Origin of the sequence: Enterobacter cloacae subsp. cloacae ATCC 13047, from assembly GCF_000025565.1 — a bacterium.
Lineage (GTDB): Bacteria > Pseudomonadota > Gammaproteobacteria > Enterobacterales > Enterobacteriaceae > Enterobacter > Enterobacter cloacae.
In genome coordinates this window covers 3,997,001-4,015,392 of record NC_014121.1, presented here as the reverse complement: position 1 = coordinate 4,015,392, position 18,392 = coordinate 3,997,001, and the positions used below count along the sequence as shown (strand labels likewise).

Below are 18,392 nucleotides of genomic sequence, written 5' to 3'. Positions count from 1 at the left end.
AGTCCCGTCCAAAGTGGGTAACATTTCCAGTAGCTTACTCGGGTTTATCCGGCGATTTCAGAGTGAGGGAGAGGGCAACAATCCCCTCGTCCAGCTGAATATCAACATCAAAACCGAGTTTTCGCGCCAGGGTCACCATACCGCGATTGTTTGGCATAGTAATGCCATTCAGGCGTAACAATCCGTGATCGCGCGTATAACTGATGAGTTTTTCCAGTAGCCGCCGCCCAAGGCCCAGGCCTTTAAGATCGGAGCGCACCAGTACGGCAAACTCCGCATCGACGTTATCCGGATCTGAAATAGCACGCGTCACGCCAAGGATCTCATCACCGTTTTCGGAACGACGAACGGCGACAAAGGCCATTTCTCGATCGTAGTCGATCTGGGTCATATTGGCTAAATCATCGTGGGTAAATTCGTTGATTTCGCTGAAGTAGCGATAGTAAAGATCCTCTTTCGTGACCTGAGAGATAAACGTTCGCAGTTGCGGTTCGTCTTCCGGCAAAATGGGGCGAAACAGCGAACGCTCACCGTTCTTCATCTCCACCCACTCTTCCAGTTGCAGAGGATAAGGACGGATCGCCAGGCGGCTCTCTCTGTCGCCTTCGAATGGCGCGATATCCAGGGTGACGTCCAGCGCCGTGAACTCATTGCCGGAGGCGAGCAGAGGATGAATGTCCAGACGCTGGATCTCCGCGCAATCGACTATCAGGTTTGAGACCTGCACCAGGAACTGGCTTAACCCCGCAATATCGAGCGGACGCAGGGCGCTCCGGCCACGGATTTTTTTGCTTTTGATGGCCTGAATAATCAGATAGCGAGCAAGGTTCATGTTCAACGGCGGTAAAGCCACCACGGCTTGTTCTTCAGGGCGCCATTCCACGCCACCTTCTCCCAGCATGATGAGCGGGCCAAAAACCGGATCGTGCTCAACAACCACCCGCAGTTCCTGTGCGCCCGCGCGGTTCGCCATGCTTTGCACCAGCAGTCCGTGGATTCTGGCCTGAGGCCAGGCCATTTTTACGCGGTCGAAAATAGCATCTGCCGCTTGCTGAACTTCAGCCGCGGTTCGAAGATACAGCATTACCCCCTGCACATCGGACTTGTGGGGAATATCCGGTGAGCGAAGCTTAAGGGCGACCGGATAACCAATCTGTTCGGCAATATGTACTGCTTCCGCGCTGTCGCTGGCGATCCAGGTTGGCAGCGTCTGCATCCCATAGCTACCAAGAATGGGTTGCACTTCGTGAGTGTCCAGCGATGTCGCACCTTCATCGATAGCCTGTTGCAACAGCCGGTGAACGTCGACGGAATTTGCCGTCAGATTGCCGGGCAATGCTGGAGTTTCACGTAACTGTTTCTGGTTACGACGGTACTCCACCATATGCATAAAGGCGGTAATAGTCCCTTCCGGGGTACGGTACGTTGGCAACCCCGCTTCGCTGAACAGTCGCCGTGCCTCCTGAGAGGAGAACTCACCGCACCAGTTGGTGAGCAGAGTGACGTATTTACCACGCGGATGGTTACGCACTGCTTCAATGAGGGCTCGCGCGCTCTCACTGCCAGGAGCGACCGCGCTGGGGGAGTGGATAATCATCAGCGCATCGAAATCCTGACTATCCAGCAAAATAGAGATGGCTTTGATATAGCGATCGCTACTGGCATCATCGCGTAAATCAAGGGGGTTCCCGGGGGCAACGCTGATGGGTAAAGCCTCTCTCAGGCGCTGAAGCGTCTCTTCACCGAGCGTGGCCAGCTTGCCATTACGTAACCACAGTTCGTCCAGCGCCAGCGCCGCCGGAGCTGCGCCGTTACTGACGATCATTAATTTCTCTCCACGCAACGGACGCATATGACTCAACGTCTCGACGGCGGAAAAAAGTTCATGCGTGTCCTGTACCCGCAGTAAACCCGCGCGCTGGATAGCCGCATCCCAGGCGGGATCCATCCCGGAGTGGGAATGCAGCAGGCTCTGTGCTGCAGGGCTGCGTCCGCTCTTGATGACCAGGATGGGTTTATTACGTGACGCGCTGCGCGATGCCGACACAAAACGACGGGCGTCGCTGAGGTGTTCAAGATAAAGCAGGATCGCACTGGTTTTGCTGTCACGCGCCAGAAAATCCAGCAGTTCATCCACGTCGATATCCAGGCTGTCACCCAGGGCGATGAAGTAGGAGAACCCCATCTCACGCTGCTGCGCCCAGTCAAGGATCGTGTTGGATACCGCAGCCGACTGCGAAATAAAAGCAAGTTTGCCTTTACGGATCGGCACTGGAGAAAAGCTGGCATTCAGTCCTTGCCAGGGGGCGAGTAATCCCAGACTGTTCGGCCCAAGAATACGCATTTGATAGCGGCTGGCGCACGCCAGAAGCTCGGGCTGCTGTTCAGGAGGAGATGAGAGGATAATGCAGGTCTTACACCCTTTCTTGCCGAGCGATTCCAGTAATTCCGGGTTACGTTTCGCATTTGTACAGAGTACGGCCAAATCGGGTACGAAAGGCAGGCTCTGAACATCAGGCCATGCAAGTACCCCCTGAACGGCCTTATAGGCCGGTGTAACGGGCATAACGGGGCCATTAAATCCGCCGGCCAGCAGGTTGCGCATCATCAGATAGCCAGCGCGATCCGGTTTCATTGATGCGCCGATGACGGCTATGGATTTAGGACGTAGTAGCGCTTCTAACCCTCGCTGGCTCATGCAGGCCTCCTGTGAATGCAAGCGACCTGATGATTTTAAACGTTTTCTGTCCCGGTTGCTGTGACACTGCCCTTATGAACGGTTTTTCCCGCCAGATAGCGTTCGCGAAAACGGGAGAAATGGCTGCCCAGCGCGGCAGCCGCCTCGGTATCACCCGCTAAATCCAGCAGTGCGATCGCCACTTCGGCGGTGCAGTATTGTCCGTCAGCATGGGCTTCACGTAAGCGGTAGGCCGATACGCGAGAGAGGTCGACAGAAATGATCGGCAGCGCGTCAAGGTAAGGGCTTTTACGGAACATTTTCCGCGCTTCCGTCCAGGTGCCATCCAGCATAATAAACAGCGGTGGTTTTCCGGATGGCGGGGCTGACAATACCTGACGGTCGGCGCCTGCATAGGAGGCGGGGAAAACGACCATCGGCTGATAGTCCGGGCTTGCCACTAAGTCGAGCAGGGCCTGAGGAGGCTCCGTTCGCGACCACTGAAACGCGGCCGTATCAGGCAGAATATCGGCGATCAGACGGCCCGTATTGCTGGGTTTCATCGGTTCGGTATCAAACATGACCAGGCAAAAACGGCTTTCCGCCGTGGCCGGTACCAGCGTGTCGCACAGGCACACTTTTAACGGCAGCAGGCAGCGCTGGCAGCGACGGATGCGGTTGCCACGAGCGAGAAAAGGGCGAGTCGCGCGGGCAAGGCGTTCGGCGCGTAATTGAAGTACAGCGTTATCAGTCATGGGCGAAAGGGCAGGAAAAACCCCATTTTCGCAGAGGCGGGAACGGGGCACAAGATGTGCCCCGTGAATGTTACAGCGACTCGTTCAACCAGCTCTCGAAAGGCGCTTTGGGTACCGCGCCGTTGAGCATGTCGATGACTTCACCATTTTTGAAAATCATGATGGTCGGAATGCTACGAATACGAAAACGGGCGCTGAGCTCGCGTTCTGCCTCCGTATTCACCTTCACAAAACGCATCTTCCCGCTGCGCTCTTCGGCGACATCTTCAAAGATTGGCGCGAAGTTACGGCACGGGCCACACCATGGTGCCCAGAAATCGACAACCACCGGGAGATCGTCCTTGAGGAGTTTGTCCAGCGTAGCACCTGTAGCGTTAATCACATCGCCATCAAACAACTCATGGCCACAACGCCCGCATTTCGCACCATCCTCGATCCGATCGTCCGGAATGCGGTTAAGAGCCTGACAGTTGGCACATACGGTATTCATAACTAACCTCTGATAGAACCATGGGACAGCGGCAGTATGCCGATAATGTTTCTAATATGTTACATATTATCAATGAGCCTGTTTGAAACGACAATGCGTTTTATTCAATGAGAACAATAGTCACAGGCTTTTGTACGAAATTATGGCTATGCGCTTGCACATCGGGTAATCTGCGCGCTTCGCGCAGCGCTGGTGGAGAAAAGCATGAACGACGAAATGAAAAATAAAAGCGGCAAGGTCAAAGTGATGTATGTCCGCAGTGATGATGACTCTGATAAACGCACCCAAAATCCGCGTACCGGAAAAGGTGGCGGGCGTCCGGCGTCCTCTCGTGCAGACGGTGGCCGTCGCCCCGCCCGCGATGACAGAAACAACCGCGGCGATGACCGCAAACGTGATGACCGCAAGCGTGACGATCGCAAACGCGATGATTTTGCACGTGAGGGTTCGTCACCATGGCGTACCGTGTCCCGCGCGCCTGGCGATGAGACGCCTGAAAAAGCCGATCACGGTGGCATCAGCGGTAAAAGCTTTATCGATCCGGAAGTGCTGCGCCGTCAGCGTGCGGAAGAGACACGCGTGTATGGCGAAAACGCCTGTCAGGCTCTGTTCCAGAGCCGCCCTGAGTGTATCGTTCGTGCATGGTTTATCCAGAGCGTCACCCCTCGCTTCAAAGAAGCCCTGCGCTGGATGGCGGCAAACCGTAAAGCCTATCATGTGGTTGATGATGCCGAGTTGACGAAAGCGTCAGGCACCGAACACCACGGTGGTGTCTGCTTCCTGATCAAAAAACGCAACGGCACAACGGTGCAACAGTGGGTCAGCCAGGCCGGTACCGATGACTGCGTGCTGGCGCTGGAAGATGTGGGTAACCCGCATAACCTGGGGGCGATGATGCGCAGCTGCGCGCACTTCGGCGTTAAAGGGGTACTGCTGCAGGATGCTGCGCTGCTGGAATCCGGTGCTGCGATCCGTACTGCGGAAGGCGGTGCCGAGCACGTTCAGCCGATCACCGGCGACAGCGTTCTGGATGCCATCGAGCAGTTCCGTAAAGCGGGCTATTCCATTGTGACGACCTCCAGCCATGCCGGTACGCCGCTGTTTAAAGCGACGCTGCCGCGCAAGATGGTGCTGGTGTTAGGTCAGGAACGTGATGGTCTGTCAGACGCGGCACTCTCGAGTGCGGATCTGAGCGTCTCTATTGACGGGACGGGCAATGTGGAAAGTCTGAACGTTTCCGTCGCGACCGGCGTACTGCTGGCGGAGTGGTGGCGTCAGAACAAAGCATAAGCTTTTTATGTGCCGGGCCAGCCCGGCACATTCATTTCTTACTCGCTTTCTGCCGGTAACACGGGCATCCAGATAATCGGCGTTTCGCCACGTTTTTCCAGCCACTCATTCGCCAGAACAAAATGATTACAGCCAAAGAAACCACGATGGGCTGACAGCGGAGACGGGTGTGGCGCTTTCAATACGTGATGACGCTGACGGTCAATAATCGCCCCTTTCTTCTGCGCATGCGATCCCCAGAGTAAAAACACTACCCCCTCACGATGTTCATTGATAAGGCTGATGACTTTATCCGTAAAGGTTTCCCACCCAAGGCTGGCGTGAGAGTGCGCCTGACCTGCTCGTACGGTTAAGACAGTATTCAGTAACAGCACGCCCTGGCGCGCCCAGCTTTCCAGATAACCATGATTGGGCCGGGTAAAACCGGGGATCGTTCCTTCAAGCTCTTTATACATGTTCAGCAGAGAAGGGGGGATAGCCACGCCCGGGCGCACGGAGAAGGCCAGCCCATGAGCCTGACCAGGGCCGTGGTAAGGATCCTGACCCAGGATCACCACTTTGACATCGCTCAGTTCGGTATAGCGAAACGCGTTAAATACGTCTTTCTGGGGCGGATAAATCGTCTGGCCAGACTGCCGCTCTGCCGCAACGGTACTGAGAGTGTTGATAAAATAGGGCTGCTGTTTCTCTTCTGCCAGCACATCGTGCCATGTCAGCGGTGTCGTCATCTCGCTCTCCTGCGAATCTCATTCTGCGCCTAGCTTAACCGCTAAATCCTGCGGTGCAAAATTCCATGCGGAAATTAGCCCTAACTCCTTAAATTATGGTTGAAAAATTACAAATTGATTTGAATTGGTAAGGCTGAAAAATTGATCTGAAACAATAAAATCAGACCGCACTCTTTGTGTGGTTGGTGATTTTGTTGATTTAAATCAATAAATCGCCGTGGTGTGAATGATATATATACACACAAGAAACAATGGTTTTACCAATTGGCCGCGAAAGGCCGACACCAGTTAATGTAGCCTAAGGGAGGCAACACATGATTACAGGTATCCAGATTACTAAAGCTGCAAACGACGATCTGCTCAACTCTTTCTGGCTGCTGGACAGCGAGAAAAACGAAGCACGCTGTGTGGTAGCAAAAGCGGGTTTTGCGGAAGATGAAATCGTTCCAGTTAATAAGCTGGGCGAAATTGAATACCGCGAAATCCCAATGGAAGTGAAACCAGAAGTGCGTGTTGAAGGTGGTCAGCATCTGAACGTGAACGTACTGCGTCGCGAAACGCTGGAAGATGCGGTTAAGCATCCTGAAAAATACCCACAGCTGACTATTCGTGTGTCTGGCTACGCGGTGCGTTTCAACTCCTTGACCCCGGAACAGCAGCGCGACGTTATCGCGCGTACCTTTACTGAAAGCCTGTAAGGTTTTTAGCCACGGGGGTGGAACAAAAAGCCGGGATATTTCCCGGCTTTTTTTTACTCTTCAGTTTTCGCTTCTGACGCAGTACCGCTTGGCTTACGGCGTTTACCAATATTCTTGGTATCGCGATGACGCTGCTTCACGCGCGGCTTCTCTTTTTCTTTCTCTTTTCTCTCCGCACGTTTCGCCAGTGCTTTTTTAGACGGTTTGCCCGTCATTTTTTCACTCGGTGCACGCGTGGTTGGGCGCAGGCCATCGACAACGCGGGATTTCAGTGGCTCGTCGATATAGCGACCAATTTTCTGCAGCAGCAGATGGTCGTGCGCTTCAACCAGGGAGATCGCTGTACCTTTACGCCCGGCGCGGCCGGTACGGCCGATGCGGTGCAGATAGGTATCACCGCTGCGCGGCATATCGAAGTTGATCACGTGGCTGACGTCCGGAATGTCAATCCCGCGAGCAGCAACATCTGTTGCCACCAGCACGTTAACGCGGCCATCGGTCAGACGCTTAATGCCTTCGGTACGTTTGATCTGTGCCATCTCGCCTTCGAGGTAGCAGTTGTTAATCCCGGCATTACGCAGCATTTCAGCCAGCTCGTGCACACGCTCGCGCTTACGCACAAAGACGATAGTGCGGGTGGCCTCTTCCTGCTTCAGCAGGTGCTTGAGCAATTCAACCTTGTGCTCAAGGTTGTCCGCGCGATAGTACCACTGATGGATCTTCTTGCGTTCACGGGTAGAAGGCGTTGCCGACACTTCCACCGGATCTTCCAGCAGGCGCTCTGCGAAGTCTTTGATCGCGTCCCCTTCGAGGGTGGCAGAGAAGAGCATTGTCTGGTTGCGCCAGCGCGTTTCACCGGCGATGTGTTCGATATCCTGCGCGAAGCCCATGTCCAGCATACGGTCGGCTTCGTCCAGAATCAGGGTTTCTACCGCGCGGCAGTCAAAGTTCTCTTCTTTAATGTATTGCAGCAGACGGCCTGTCGTCGCAACGACGATATCCTGGTTTTCGCTGAACACTTCGGCGTGGTTCATATACGCAACGCCGCCGGTGATTGTGGCGATATCCAGATGGGTATTCGCTGCCAGTTCGCGTGCGTGATCGGCAACCTGCATAGCCAGTTCACGGGTAGGCGTCAGGATCAAAATACGCGGCGGGCCTGATTTTTTACGAGGAAAATCGAGCAGGTGCTGCAACACAGGCAGCAAGTAGGCTGCTGTTTTCCCCGTGCCGGTTGGCGCAGAACCGAGCACATCGCGGCCCTCAAGCGCAGGCGGAATGGCCGCTGCCTGAATGGCGGTCGGGCGTGTAAAGCCTTTGCTCTCAAGTGCATTGAGCAGGCTTTCATCGAGTTCAAGTTCGGAAAAAGTCGTTACAGTCATGTTCTACCTCTGTGTGGGGCGCTGATTATAGACGTTACGGCTGTAATCTTCATCTGTTTGTATGGATATCGCTTTTCGGCCACTTCGCTTTCCCCTATGCTACTCCAGTTTCACTTAGAAGGTTGCTCTGACATGTCTCAACTCAAAGCGCAATTGCGCCGCGATGGTTTTACGTTTAAACAATTTTTTGTTGCTCACGATCGCTGTGCCATGAAAGTCGGTACAGACGGTATTCTACTGGGAGCGTGGGCGCCTGTCGCAGGGGTTAAGCGCATTCTGGATATTGGCACCGGCAGTGGTCTGCTGGCATTAATGCTGGCTCAGCGCACGGATGAGCATGTCACCATTGATGCGGTTGAACTGGATGCACAGGCAGCAGGGCAGGCGAGTGAAAATGCGCTCGAATCCCCCTGGGCAACCCGAATAAAAGTTGAATGCGCGGACGTACTGGCCTGGGCACCAGAGCAAACGGCGCGTTATGATTTGATCGTCAGTAACCCTCCCTACTACGCGCCCGGCGTGGAGTGCGGTACGCCTGAGCGCGAACAGGCTCGCTATACCGGTTCGCTCGATCATAAAGCCCTGTTAACCAGCGCGGCGAATTTAATTTCCGAAGAAGGGTTCTTCTGCGTGGTACTTCCCGAAAGCACCGGCAATACCTTTATTGAGATCGCACGGGAGATGGGCTGGAACTTGCGGCTGCGTACCGATATCTCGGATACGGAAGGGCGTTTACCACACCGGGTCTTGCTGGCGCTTTCGCCAAAAGAGGGTGAATGTTTTAACGACAGGATGGTTATCCGTGGGCCAGACCAGCGTTACTCCGAAGATTACACTGCGCTGACCCAGGCATTTTATCTGTTTATGTGACGCTGCGGGGAGAGAACCGACGGGCCGGATTCAGGCAGCGTGTCGGGATAGTCCAGGGTGTAATGTAAACCCCGACTCTCTTTACGCATCATCGCGCAGCGAACAATCAACTCGGCAACCTGCACCAGGTTACGCAGCTCCAGCAGATTGTTGGAAACGCGGAAGTTGGCATAATACTCATCAATTTCCTGCTGCAGCATGGTGATACGGCGTAAGGCTCGCTCAAGACGCTTCGTCGTGCGTACAATGCCAACGTAGTCCCACATAAATAGCCGAAGCTCATGCCAGTTATGCTGGATCACAACCAGCTCATCCGGGTTTTCCACGCGGCTCTCATCCCAGGCCGGTAAGTGCTCAGCGTGGCGGGCATACGGCATGCGTTTGGTTATATCCACCGCTGCGGACCAGCCGTAAACCAGACACTCCAGCAACGAATTGGATGCCATGCGGTTCGCGCCATGCAGCCCGGTATAGCTCACCTCGCCGATGGCATACAGACCATCCACGTCCGTACGGCCATGATCGTCAACCATGACGCCACCACAGGTATAGTGAGCGGCTGGCACAATCGGTACCGGGTCGCGCGTCAGATCAATCCCAAGGCTGAGCAGCTTTTCATAAATCATCGGGAAATGCTGACGGACAAACTCAGCCGGTTTGTGGCTGATATCCAGATACATGCAATCCACGCCAAGACGTTTCATCTCGTGATCGATAGCGCGGGCGACGATATCACGCGGTGCGAGCTCGCCTCGCGGGTCAAAGTCCGGCATAAAACGTGAGCCGTCCGGGCGCTTCAGATACGCGCCTTCACCGCGCAGGGCTTCCGTCAGCAGGAAATTGCGCGCCTGCGGATGGAACAGTGCGGTTGGATGAAACTGGTTGAACTCAAGATTGGCAACACGACACCCGGCGCGCCAGGCCATGGCGATACCATCACCAGAGGCAATGTCCGGGTTGGTGGTGTATTGATATACTTTGGAGGCGCCACCTGTTGCCAGCACCACGGCTTTCGCCTGACAGGTTTCGACCTTTTCTTTATTACGATTCCAGACCCAGGCCCCCACCACCCGGCGCGTGCCCGGCAGGCCAATTTTGTCAGAAATAATCAGGTCAACGGCATTACTGCGCTCAAGCACCCGAATATTAGGATGGCTGAGCGCCTTGCTGACCAGGGTGGTTTCCACCGCTTTACCGGTGGCATCTGCAGCGTGCAGGATCCGGCGGTGGCTGTGTCCGCCTTCGCGGGTAAGGTGGTAACTCTCTTCGCCGTTTGGCTGAACCTGAGTATCAAACAGTACACCTTGGTCAATAAGCCACTGGACGCAGTGACGCGCATTGCTGGCGACAAATTCCGCAGCATGTTCATCGACGATCCCGGCTCCGGCAATCAACGTATCTTCGACGTGTGACGCAATGCTGTCTGTTTCATCAAACACGGCGGCAATTCCGCCCTGGGCATAAAATGTGGAGCCTTCGCTCATCGGTCCTTTACTCAGAACAATTACGCTCTGATGCTCAGCCAGACGCAGCGCCAGCGAGAGTCCTGCCGCGCCGCTACCGATGATCAGTACATCACAATGTAGTTCAGGTGTTGTGTTCATGATTTTTTGTTTAATTTACTAAACAGTGTTTGGGCAGAATAGCATCTCAGTGCGAGATATCGCACGTTTTTTTTATTCTCAGTTGCAATGACTAAACGCGCATGCGCGGATTTCCGGCATGTAAAAGAAGGAAAATATTTTGCGAAGCAGGTCGTTAGCTTCAGATTTTGTGGTGAAATAAAGCCTGGGTTGCGTTACTCTTCTGACCGGATAAGAGATGTTTGAAGTCAGAAAGTGGGTATGTATCGTGAACAGACTTATAATGAGAGAAAATAAACAGTCTGTGACGCGATGAACAAAAACAAAGGCGTTACGGAACTTATTGAAGAATAGACACTCCAACTCGGTGCTTGCTCAAAAGTGCGGGATTTGTAGAGTGGCGTTTCGATAACGCGTGGAATTTTGGTTTGGGGAGACATTACCTCGGATGAGCGAGCAGTTAACGGACCAGGTCCTGGTTGAACGGGTCCAGAAGGGAGATCAGAAAGCCTTTAACCTACTGGTGGTGCGCTACCAGCATAAGGTGGCGAGTCTGGTTTCCCGCTATGTACCGTCAGGTGATGTGCCTGATGTTGTACAAGAGTCTTTTATTAAGGCCTATCGCGCGCTGGACTCGTTCCGGGGAGATAGTGCTTTTTATACCTGGCTGTACCGTATTGCGGTCAATACGGCAAAGAATTATCTGGTCGCTCAGGGCCGTCGTCCGCCTTCAAGTGATGTGGACGCAATCGACGCCGAAAACTTCGAAAGTGGCGGTGCGCTGAAAGAAATTTCGAACCCTGAGAACTTAATGTTGTCAGAAGAACTGAGACAAATTGTTTTTCGCACGATCGAGTCGCTTCCGGAAGATTTACGCATGGCAATTACGTTACGGGAGCTTGATGGTCTGAGCTATGAAGAGATAGCCGCTATCATGGATTGTCCGGTCGGCACGGTACGTTCACGAATTTTCCGTGCGCGAGAAGCTATTGATAATAAAGTTCAACCGCTTATCAGGCGTTGACGATAGCGGGATACTGGAAAAGGTATTAGGCATGCAGAAAGAAAAACTTTCCGCTTTAATGGATGGTGAAACGCTGGATAGTGAGCTGCTCAACGAGTTGTCTCATTCTCCCGAAATGCAAGAGACCTGGGAGTGTTACCATCTCATCCGTGACACCCTTCGTGGTGACACCAGCGAGGTTATCCATTTCGATATCTCAGCCCGCGTGATGGCGGCTATTGAGAATGAGCCTGTTCATCAGACCACTCCGCTGATTCCTGAAGCTCAACCTGCACCACACCAGTGGCAGAAAATGCCGTTCTGGCAGAAGGTGCGTCCGTGGGCCAGTCAACTTACCCAAATGGGTGTGGCGGCATGCGTATCGCTTGCAGTTATCGTTGGCGTCCAGCACTATAATACTCAGTCTGAAACTAATCAGCAGCCAGAAGCGCCAGTGTTCAATACACTGCCGATGATGGGCAAAGCCAGCCCGGTAAGTTTGGGTGTACCGGCTGATGCCTCCGCCAGTGGCGGTCAGCAACAGCAGGTTCAGGAGCAGCGCCGTCGCATTAATGCGATGTTGCAGGATTATGAGTTGCAGCGTCGTCTGCACTCAGAACAGCTTCAGTTTGAGCAGGCACAAACCCAGCAGGCTGCTGTGCAGGTGCCAGGAAACCAAACTTTAGGAACGCAATCGCAGTAATGAAGCAACTTTGGTTCGCCATGTCTCTGATGGCGGGTAGCCTGTTCTTCTCTGCCAACGCCTCGGCTGATGTTTCATCCGGGGCGTTGTTGCAGCAAATGAATCTGGCCAGCCAGTCACTCAATTACGAGTTGGCATTTATCAGCATCAATAAGCAGGGCGTCGAGTCGTTACGCTATCGCCATGCCCGTCTTGATAATCAGCCGCTCGCGCAACTTTTACAGATGGATGGCCCGCGTCGCGAAGTGGTTCAGCGTGGTAACGAAATCAGCTATTTCGAGCCAGGCCTGGAGCCTTTTACCCTCAATGGCGACTATATCGTTGATTCTCTGCCATCGCTCATCTACACCGACTTCAAGCGCCTTGCCCCTTACTACGATTTTATTTCGGTAGGGCGTACGCGCATCGCTGACAGATTGTGTGAAGTGATCCGCGTTGTCGCCCGCGACGGGACGCGTTACAGCTACATTGTCTGGATTGATGCCGAAACCAAGCTTCCAATGCGTGTAGACCTGCTTGATCGCGATGGCGAAACGCTGGAACAGTTCCGCGTTATCTCCTTTAGCGTTAATAATCAGGTGGGTAATAGCATGCAGAATCTGGCGAAAGCCAGCTTGCCGCCGCTGCTCTCCGTTCCGGCGGGAGATTCCGTGAATTTCAACTGGGTTCCTTCCTGGATCCCGCAAGGCTTTACGGAAGTATCAAGCAGCCGCCGACAACTGCCTACCATTGAAACGCCGGTTGAATCGCGCCTCTACTCCGATGGCTTGTTCAGCTTCTCGGTGAACATCAATCGCGCGACGGCAAACAGTGCCGAACAAATGCTGCGTACCGGACGTCGAACAGTCAGTACCACGGTACGCGATAACGCGGAGATCACCATCGTCGGCGAATTACCCCCGCAAACGGCGAAGCGTATTTCTGACAGCATCAAATTCAGGGCTGCACAATGATTAAAGAGTGGGCTACGGTTGTATCATGGCGGGACGGTGTTGCGCTGGTAAGCTGTGATGTAAAGGCCTCCTGTAACAGTTGTGCATCCCGGGCGGGTTGCGGCAGCCGCGTGCTAAATAAGCTCGGGCCGCAAACCTCGCACACGCTTTCCGTGCCAAGTGAGCAACCACTGGTGGCAGGACAGAAGGTGGAACTGGGCATTGCCGAAGGCAGCCTGTTGGGTTCCGCAATGCTGGTTTATCTCTCCCCGTTGGTGGGGCTCTTTGTGATGGGCGGCGTGTTTCAGATGCTGTTTGGTACCGATGCGGCGGCTATGTGCGGCGCTGCATTGGGAGGTGTGGGTGGTTTCTGGCTTGCCAAAGGTTTCTCCCCAAGGCTCGCAGCCCGCGAAGCGTGGCAGCCTGTTATTCTCAGCGTAGGGCTGGCACCAGACCAACTTCGTGTTGAGACGCTCTCCTCTGAGGCCCGGTGATCCATCGGGCTTTATCATCATTTACATCTTAAAAAAGAAAACGCCATTTCTTCACGCTATACCTGGCGCTAAGTGCATTTCCAGGTAACGGAGATGTAGTGTAGAATGCTGCGTTTTCGCACTGAAAAACGTCAGGCTAAGAACAGCGGCCTCCAGGAATTCGTAAGGCATAATTATTTAACTATATGAAGAACATACGTAACTTTTCGATCATTGCTCACATTGACCACGGTAAGTCGACGCTGTCTGACCGTATTATCCAGATTTGCGGTGGCCTGTCTGATCGTGAAATGGAAGCCCAGGTTCTGGACTCCATGGACCTGGAACGCGAACGTGGTATCACCATTAAAGCGCAGAGCGTCACGCTCGATTACAAGGCGGCTGATGGTGAAACCTACCAACTGAACTTTATCGACACCCCAGGCCACGTTGACTTCTCCTATGAAGTTTCTCGCTCGCTGGCAGCCTGTGAAGGCGCGCTGCTGGTGGTGGATGCGGGGCAGGGCGTAGAAGCTCAGACCCTGGCAAACTGCTACACGGCGATGGAAATGGATCTCGAGGTGGTGCCGGTTCTGAACAAGATCGACCTGCCAGCCGCTGACCCTGAGCGCGTGGCGGAAGAGATTGAAGATATCGTCGGAATTGACGCGACCGATGCCGTGCGTTGCTCGGCAAAAACCGGCGTGGGCGTTACCGATGTGCTGGAACGTCTGGTGCGTGATATTCCGCCACCAGAAGGTGACCCGGATGCCCCACTGCAGGCGCTGATTATCGACTCCTGGTTCGATAACTATCTGGGCGTTGTCTCGCTGGTGCGTATTAAAAACGGCACCATGCGTAAAGGCGACAAAATTAAGGTGATGAGTACCGGCCAGGTTTATAACGCAGACCGTCTCGGGATCTTCACACCAAAACAGGTTGACCGTACCGAGCTGAAATGCGGCGAGGTGGGCTGGCTGGTTTGTGCCATAAAAGACATTCTCGGTGCGCCAGTGGGCGATACCCTGACCGGCGCGCGTAACCCGGCAGAAAAAGCGCTGCCAGGCTTTAAAAAGGTGAAACCACAGGTTTATGCCGGCCTGTTCCCGGTCAGCTCCGACGACTACGAGAACTTCCGTGATGCGCTCGGCAAGCTGAGCCTTAACGACGCCTCGCTGTTCTACGAGCCAGAAAGCTCCACGGCGCTCGGCTTCGGCTTCCGATGCGGCTTCCTTGGTCTGCTGCACATGGAGATTATTCAGGAACGTCTGGAGCGTGAATACGATCTGGATCTGATCACCACCGCGCCGACCGTAGTGTACGAAGTGCAGACCACCAACAAAGAGATCGTCTACGTCGACAGCCCGTCCAAGCTGCCGCCGCTGAACAACATCGATGAGTTGCGTGAGCCTATCGCAGAGTGTCATATGCTGCTGCCGCAGGAATATCTGGGTAACGTTATCACGCTGTGCGTGGAGAAGCGTGGCGTTCAGACCAACATGGTTTACCACGGTAACCAGGTCGCGCTGACCTACGAAATCCCAATGGCGGAAGTGGTTCTCGACTTCTTCGACCGTCTGAAGTCTACGTCTCGTGGCTATGCGTCACTGGATTACAACTTCAAACGCTTCCAGGCTTCGAACATGGTACGTGTGGATGTGCTGATCAACGGCGAACGTGTTGATGCGCTGGCCCTGATCACCCACAACGACAATGCCCCGTACCGTGGCCGTGAGCTGGTTGAGAAGATGAAAGATCTGATCCCGCGTCAGCAGTTTGATATCGCGATTCAGGCGGCCATTGGCAACCACATTATCGCCCGCTCTACCGTGAAACAGCTGCGTAAAAACGTTCTGGCGAAATGCTATGGCGGTGACGTCAGCCGTAAGAAAAAGCTGCTCCAGAAGCAGAAAGAAGGTAAGAAGCGTATGAAGCAGGTCGGTAACGTCGAACTGCCGCAGGAAGCATTCCTTGCCATTCTGCATGTTGGTAAAGACGGCAAATAACCCTAAGGAGTTGGCATGGCGAACATGTTTGCCCTGATCCTGGTCATCGCTACCCTGGTGACAGGTCTGTTGTGGTGTCTGGATAAGTTTATTTTCGCCCCAAAACGCCGTGAACGTCAGGCTGCCGCGCAGGCAGCCACAGGTGATGGGCTTGATGCGAAAACCCTGAAGAAAGTTGGCCCGAAACCGGGCTGGCTGGAGACCGGGGCATCGGTATTCCCGGTGCTGGCGATTGTGCTGGTGGTGCGTTCGTTTATTTACGAGCCGTTCCAGATCCCGTCAGGCTCCATGATGCCAACGCTGCTGATTGGTGATTTTATTCTGGTCGAGAAGTTTGCCTATGGCATTAAAGATCCGATCTACCAGAAAACGCTGATCGAAACGGGCCATCCGAAACGTGGCGACATTGTGGTGTTTAAATACCCGGACGATCCACGCCTTGACTACATCAAGCGCGCGGTGGGTCTGCCGGGTGATAAAGTCACCTACGATCCGGTTGCCAAAGAAGTGACCGTTCAGCCTGGCTGCAGCTCCGGTACCGCGTGTGAAAACGCGCTGCCAATCACCTACTCAAACGTTGAGCCAAGTGATTTTGTGCAGACCTTTGCCCGTCGTAACGGCGGCGAAGCGACCAACGGTTTCTTCCAGGTGCCGAAAGATGAAACCAAAGAGAACGGTATTCGTCTGGTCGAACGTAAAGAGACGCTGGGTGATGTGACGCACCGGATCCTGACCGTGCCAATTGCGCAGGATCAGGTCGGGATGTATTACAAACAGCCAGGTCAGCAGCTGGCCACCTGGATCGTACCGCCGGGACAGTACTTCATGATGGGCGATAACCGCGATAACTCCGCGGACAGCCGTTACTGGGGCTTTGTGCCGGAAGCGAATCTGGTGGGTAAAGCAACCGCAATCTGGATGAGTTTTGAGAAACAGGAAGGCGAATGGCCGACCGGGGTACGCCTGAATCGTATTGGCGGGATCCATTAATTCTCAATAATTGAACACGTAGTCGCTTTAATTAGCGGCTACGTGAATTATTTCAGCGATAAATCTCTTCGAACTAACGACATCCCCTGTCGTTGTGTATAGAATATTCCCCCGAAGTTTAAGGTTGGCCCTGCAAGGGTGCCACGGCACACGAAACCGCGTTGGTTTTCTCAGGTCGGTTTCGTGTGCTGCATTTTTGACGCATTCATTTATTGGTATCGCATGAACCCCATCGTAATTAATCGGCTTCAACGGAAGCTGGGCTACACTTTTCATCATCAGGAGCTGTTGCAACAGGCATTAACCCATCGCAGTGCCAGCAGCAAACACAATGAGCGCCTCGAATTTTTAGGTGACTCTATTTTGAGTTTCGTGATTGCTAATGCGCTTTATCATCGTTTCCCGCGTGTGGATGAAGGTGATATGAGCCGCATGCGCGCCACGCTGGTAAGGGGGAACACCCTTGCGGAAATCGCACGCGAATTTGAACTGGGCGAATGTCTGCGTCTTGGGCCGGGTGAACTGAAAAGCGGCGGCTTCCGTCGTGAATCTATTCTTGCCGATACGGTTGAAGCATTAATCGGTGGCGTGTTCCTGGACAGCGATATCCAGACCGTAGAAAAACTGATCCTGAACTGGTATCAGACCCGTCTGGATGAAATCAGTCCGGGCGATAAACAAAAAGATCCGAAAACGCGTTTGCAGGAATATTTGCAGGGTCGTCACCTCCCGCTGCCATCTTATCTGGTGGTGCAGGTGCGTGGTGAAGCGCACGATCAGGAATTTACCATCCATTGCCAGGTCAGTGGCCTGAGTGAACCGGTGGTGGGCACAGGTTCAAGCCGTCGTAAGGCTGAACAGGCTGCCGCCGAACAGGCGTTAAAAATGCTGGAGCTGGAATGAGCGAAGAAAAAACCTATTGCGGATTTATTGCCATCGTCGGACGTCCGAACGTGGGTAAATCCACCCTGCTGAATAATCTGCTTGGGCAGAAGATTTCGATCACCTCGCGTAAGGCACAGACCACGCGTCATCGCATTGTCGGTATCCATACTGAAGGCGCGTATCAGGCGATCTACGTCGATACCCCTGGTCTGCACATGGAAGAGAAGCGTGCCATTAACCGCCTGATGAACAAAGCGGCGAGCAGCTCGATTGGTGACGTGGAGCTGGTTATTTTCGTTGTGGAAGGCACCCGCTGGACGCCGGACGACGAAATGGTCCTGAACAAGCTGCGTGACGGTAAAACGCCGGTGATCCTCGCGGTCAACAAAGTGGATAACGTACAGGAAAAAGCCGATCTGCTGCCGCACCTGCAGTGGCTGGGTAGCCAGATGAACTTCCTCGACATCGTTCCGCTGTCTGCAGAGACCGGTCTGAACGTGGATACCATCGCCGGTATCGTGCGTAAGCATCTGCCGGAAGCGACTCACCACTTCCCGGAAGATTACATCACCGATCGTTCTCAGCGCTTTATGGCTTCTGAAATCATCCGCGAAAAGCTGATGCGTTTCCTTGGCGCAGAATTGCCGTACTCCGTGACGGTAGAGATCGAGCGTTTCCAGAGTAACGAGCGTGGCGGTTACGACATCAATGGCCTGATCCTCGTTGAGCGTGAAGGGCAGAAGAAGATGGTCATTGGCAACAAAGGCGCCAAGATCAAAACCATCGGTATTGAAGCCCGTAAAGACATGCAGGAGATGTTTGAAGCACCGGTTCATCTGGAGCTGTGGGTGAAAGTGAAATCTGGCTGGGCCGATGATGAGCGTGCTCTGCGCAGCCTCGGTTACGGCGAAGATCAGTAAACCAAGA

Annotated in this window: 18 protein-coding genes; 12 read left to right on the top strand and 6 right to left on the bottom strand. The window is 53.9% G+C overall.

What is annotated here, in order from left to right; all coding sequences use genetic code 11:
• Nucleotides 1–34 precede the first annotated feature (34 nt).
• The 3 genes from ECL_RS19525 to trxC all read right to left on the bottom strand — a co-directional run bounded on the left by ECL_RS19525 (nt 35) and on the right by trxC (nt 3,922).
• Nucleotides 35–2,698, bottom strand: a complete 2,664-nt coding sequence (locus ECL_RS19525; RefSeq protein ID WP_013098332.1) for a bifunctional acetate--CoA ligase family protein/GNAT family N-acetyltransferase — start codon at nt 2,696–2,698, stop codon at nt 35–37.
• A 35-nt stretch (nt 2,699–2,733) separates the two neighbouring features.
• A complete protein-coding gene (tapT, locus tag ECL_RS19520; protein ID WP_013098331.1) occupies nt 2,734–3,432 on the bottom strand; it encodes a tRNA-uridine aminocarboxypropyltransferase in 699 nt (232 codons plus the stop codon).
• 70 nt (nt 3,433–3,502) lie between these two features.
• The gene (gene trxC / locus ECL_RS19515) at nt 3,503–3,922 is read right to left on the bottom strand and encodes a thioredoxin TrxC (RefSeq protein WP_013098330.1); all 420 of its coding nucleotides are present in this window, start codon (nt 3,920–3,922) and stop codon (nt 3,503–3,505) included.
• A 204-nt stretch (nt 3,923–4,126) separates the two neighbouring features.
• Between trxC and ECL_RS19510 the strand changes: the two genes are divergently transcribed.
• Nucleotides 4,127–5,212, top strand: a complete 1,086-nt coding sequence (locus tag ECL_RS19510) for a tRNA/rRNA methyltransferase (RefSeq protein ID WP_013098329.1) — start codon at nt 4,127–4,129, stop codon at nt 5,210–5,212.
• 38 nt (nt 5,213–5,250) lie between these two features.
• On the opposite strand, the gene ung is transcribed toward ECL_RS19510, so the two are convergent.
• The gene (gene ung / locus ECL_RS19505; protein ID WP_013098328.1) at nt 5,251–5,940 is read right to left on the bottom strand and encodes a uracil-DNA glycosylase; all 690 of its coding nucleotides are present in this window, start codon (nt 5,938–5,940) and stop codon (nt 5,251–5,253) included.
• A gap of 314 nt (nt 5,941–6,254) precedes the next feature.
• Between ung and grcA the strand changes: the two genes are divergently transcribed.
• Complete coding sequence (gene grcA / locus ECL_RS19500) at nt 6,255–6,638, top strand: autonomous glycyl radical cofactor GrcA (protein ID WP_013098327.1); 384 nt, start codon at nt 6,255–6,257, stop codon at nt 6,636–6,638.
• A 53-nt stretch (nt 6,639–6,691) separates the two neighbouring features.
• On the opposite strand, the gene srmB is transcribed toward grcA, so the two are convergent.
• The gene (gene srmB / locus ECL_RS19495) at nt 6,692–8,020 is read right to left on the bottom strand and encodes an ATP-dependent RNA helicase SrmB (protein ID WP_013098326.1); all 1,329 of its coding nucleotides are present in this window, start codon (nt 8,018–8,020) and stop codon (nt 6,692–6,694) included.
• Between the two features lie 132 nt (nt 8,021–8,152).
• On the opposite strand from srmB, the gene trmN reads away from it, so the two are divergent.
• Entirely contained in the window at nt 8,153–8,890 is a 738-nt protein-coding gene (gene trmN, locus ECL_RS19490; RefSeq protein WP_013098325.1) for a tRNA(1)(Val) (adenine(37)-N(6))-methyltransferase TrmN, read from the top strand.
• Here the strand turns inward: trmN and nadB are convergent.
• Nucleotides 8,875–10,494, bottom strand: a complete 1,620-nt coding sequence (gene nadB / locus ECL_RS19485) for an L-aspartate oxidase (RefSeq protein WP_013098324.1) — start codon at nt 10,492–10,494, stop codon at nt 8,875–8,877. The genes trmN and nadB overlap by 16 nt on opposite strands.
• A gap of 350 nt (nt 10,495–10,844) precedes the next feature.
• Here nadB and rseD point away from each other — a divergent pair, with 350 nt between their 5' ends.
• From rseD to era, 9 genes are all read left to right on the top strand, one after another.
• Entirely contained in the window at nt 10,845–10,925 is an 81-nt protein-coding gene (gene rseD / locus ECL_RS19480) for a rpoE leader peptide RseD (RefSeq protein ID WP_225368419.1), read from the top strand.
• Nucleotides 10,922–11,497, top strand: coding sequence for an RNA polymerase sigma factor RpoE (rpoE, locus tag ECL_RS19475; protein ID WP_006176728.1), 576 nt, complete (start codon nt 10,922–10,924; stop codon nt 11,495–11,497). Before rseD ends, rpoE begins: the two co-directional genes overlap by 4 nt.
• A 31-nt stretch (nt 11,498–11,528) precedes the next feature.
• Nucleotides 11,529–12,179, top strand: a complete 651-nt coding sequence (gene rseA / locus ECL_RS19470) for an anti-sigma-E factor RseA (RefSeq protein ID WP_013098323.1) — start codon at nt 11,529–11,531, stop codon at nt 12,177–12,179.
• Nucleotides 12,179–13,132 carry a sigma-E factor regulatory protein RseB gene (gene rseB / locus ECL_RS19465; protein ID WP_013098322.1) on the top strand — a complete coding sequence of 318 codons (954 nt, stop codon included), beginning with the start codon at nt 12,179–12,181 and terminating at the stop codon, nt 13,130–13,132. Before rseA ends, rseB begins: the two co-directional genes overlap by 1 nt.
• Nucleotides 13,129–13,605 (top strand): SoxR-reducing system protein RseC, encoded by a 477-nt coding sequence (gene rseC, locus ECL_RS19460; RefSeq protein ID WP_044157446.1) that lies wholly within the window; start codon nt 13,129–13,131, stop codon nt 13,603–13,605. The genes rseB and rseC overlap by 4 nt, the downstream gene beginning before the upstream one ends.
• Before the next feature lie 185 nt (nt 13,606–13,790).
• On the top strand, nt 13,791–15,590 hold the full coding sequence (lepA, locus tag ECL_RS19455; protein WP_013098320.1) for a translation elongation factor 4: 1,800 nt from the start codon (nt 13,791–13,793) through the stop codon (nt 15,588–15,590).
• Between the two features lie 15 nt (nt 15,591–15,605).
• Nucleotides 15,606–16,580, top strand: a complete 975-nt coding sequence (gene lepB, locus ECL_RS19450) for a signal peptidase I (protein ID WP_013098319.1) — start codon at nt 15,606–15,608, stop codon at nt 16,578–16,580.
• Nucleotides 16,581–16,802: 222 nt separating this feature from the next.
• Nucleotides 16,803–17,483, top strand: coding sequence for a ribonuclease III (gene rnc, locus ECL_RS19445; RefSeq protein WP_003860711.1), 681 nt, complete (start codon nt 16,803–16,805; stop codon nt 17,481–17,483).
• On the top strand, nt 17,480–18,385 hold the full coding sequence (era, locus tag ECL_RS19440; protein ID WP_013098317.1) for a GTPase Era: 906 nt from the start codon (nt 17,480–17,482) through the stop codon (nt 18,383–18,385). The genes rnc and era overlap by 4 nt, the downstream gene beginning before the upstream one ends.
• Nucleotides 18,386–18,392 lie beyond the last annotated feature (7 nt).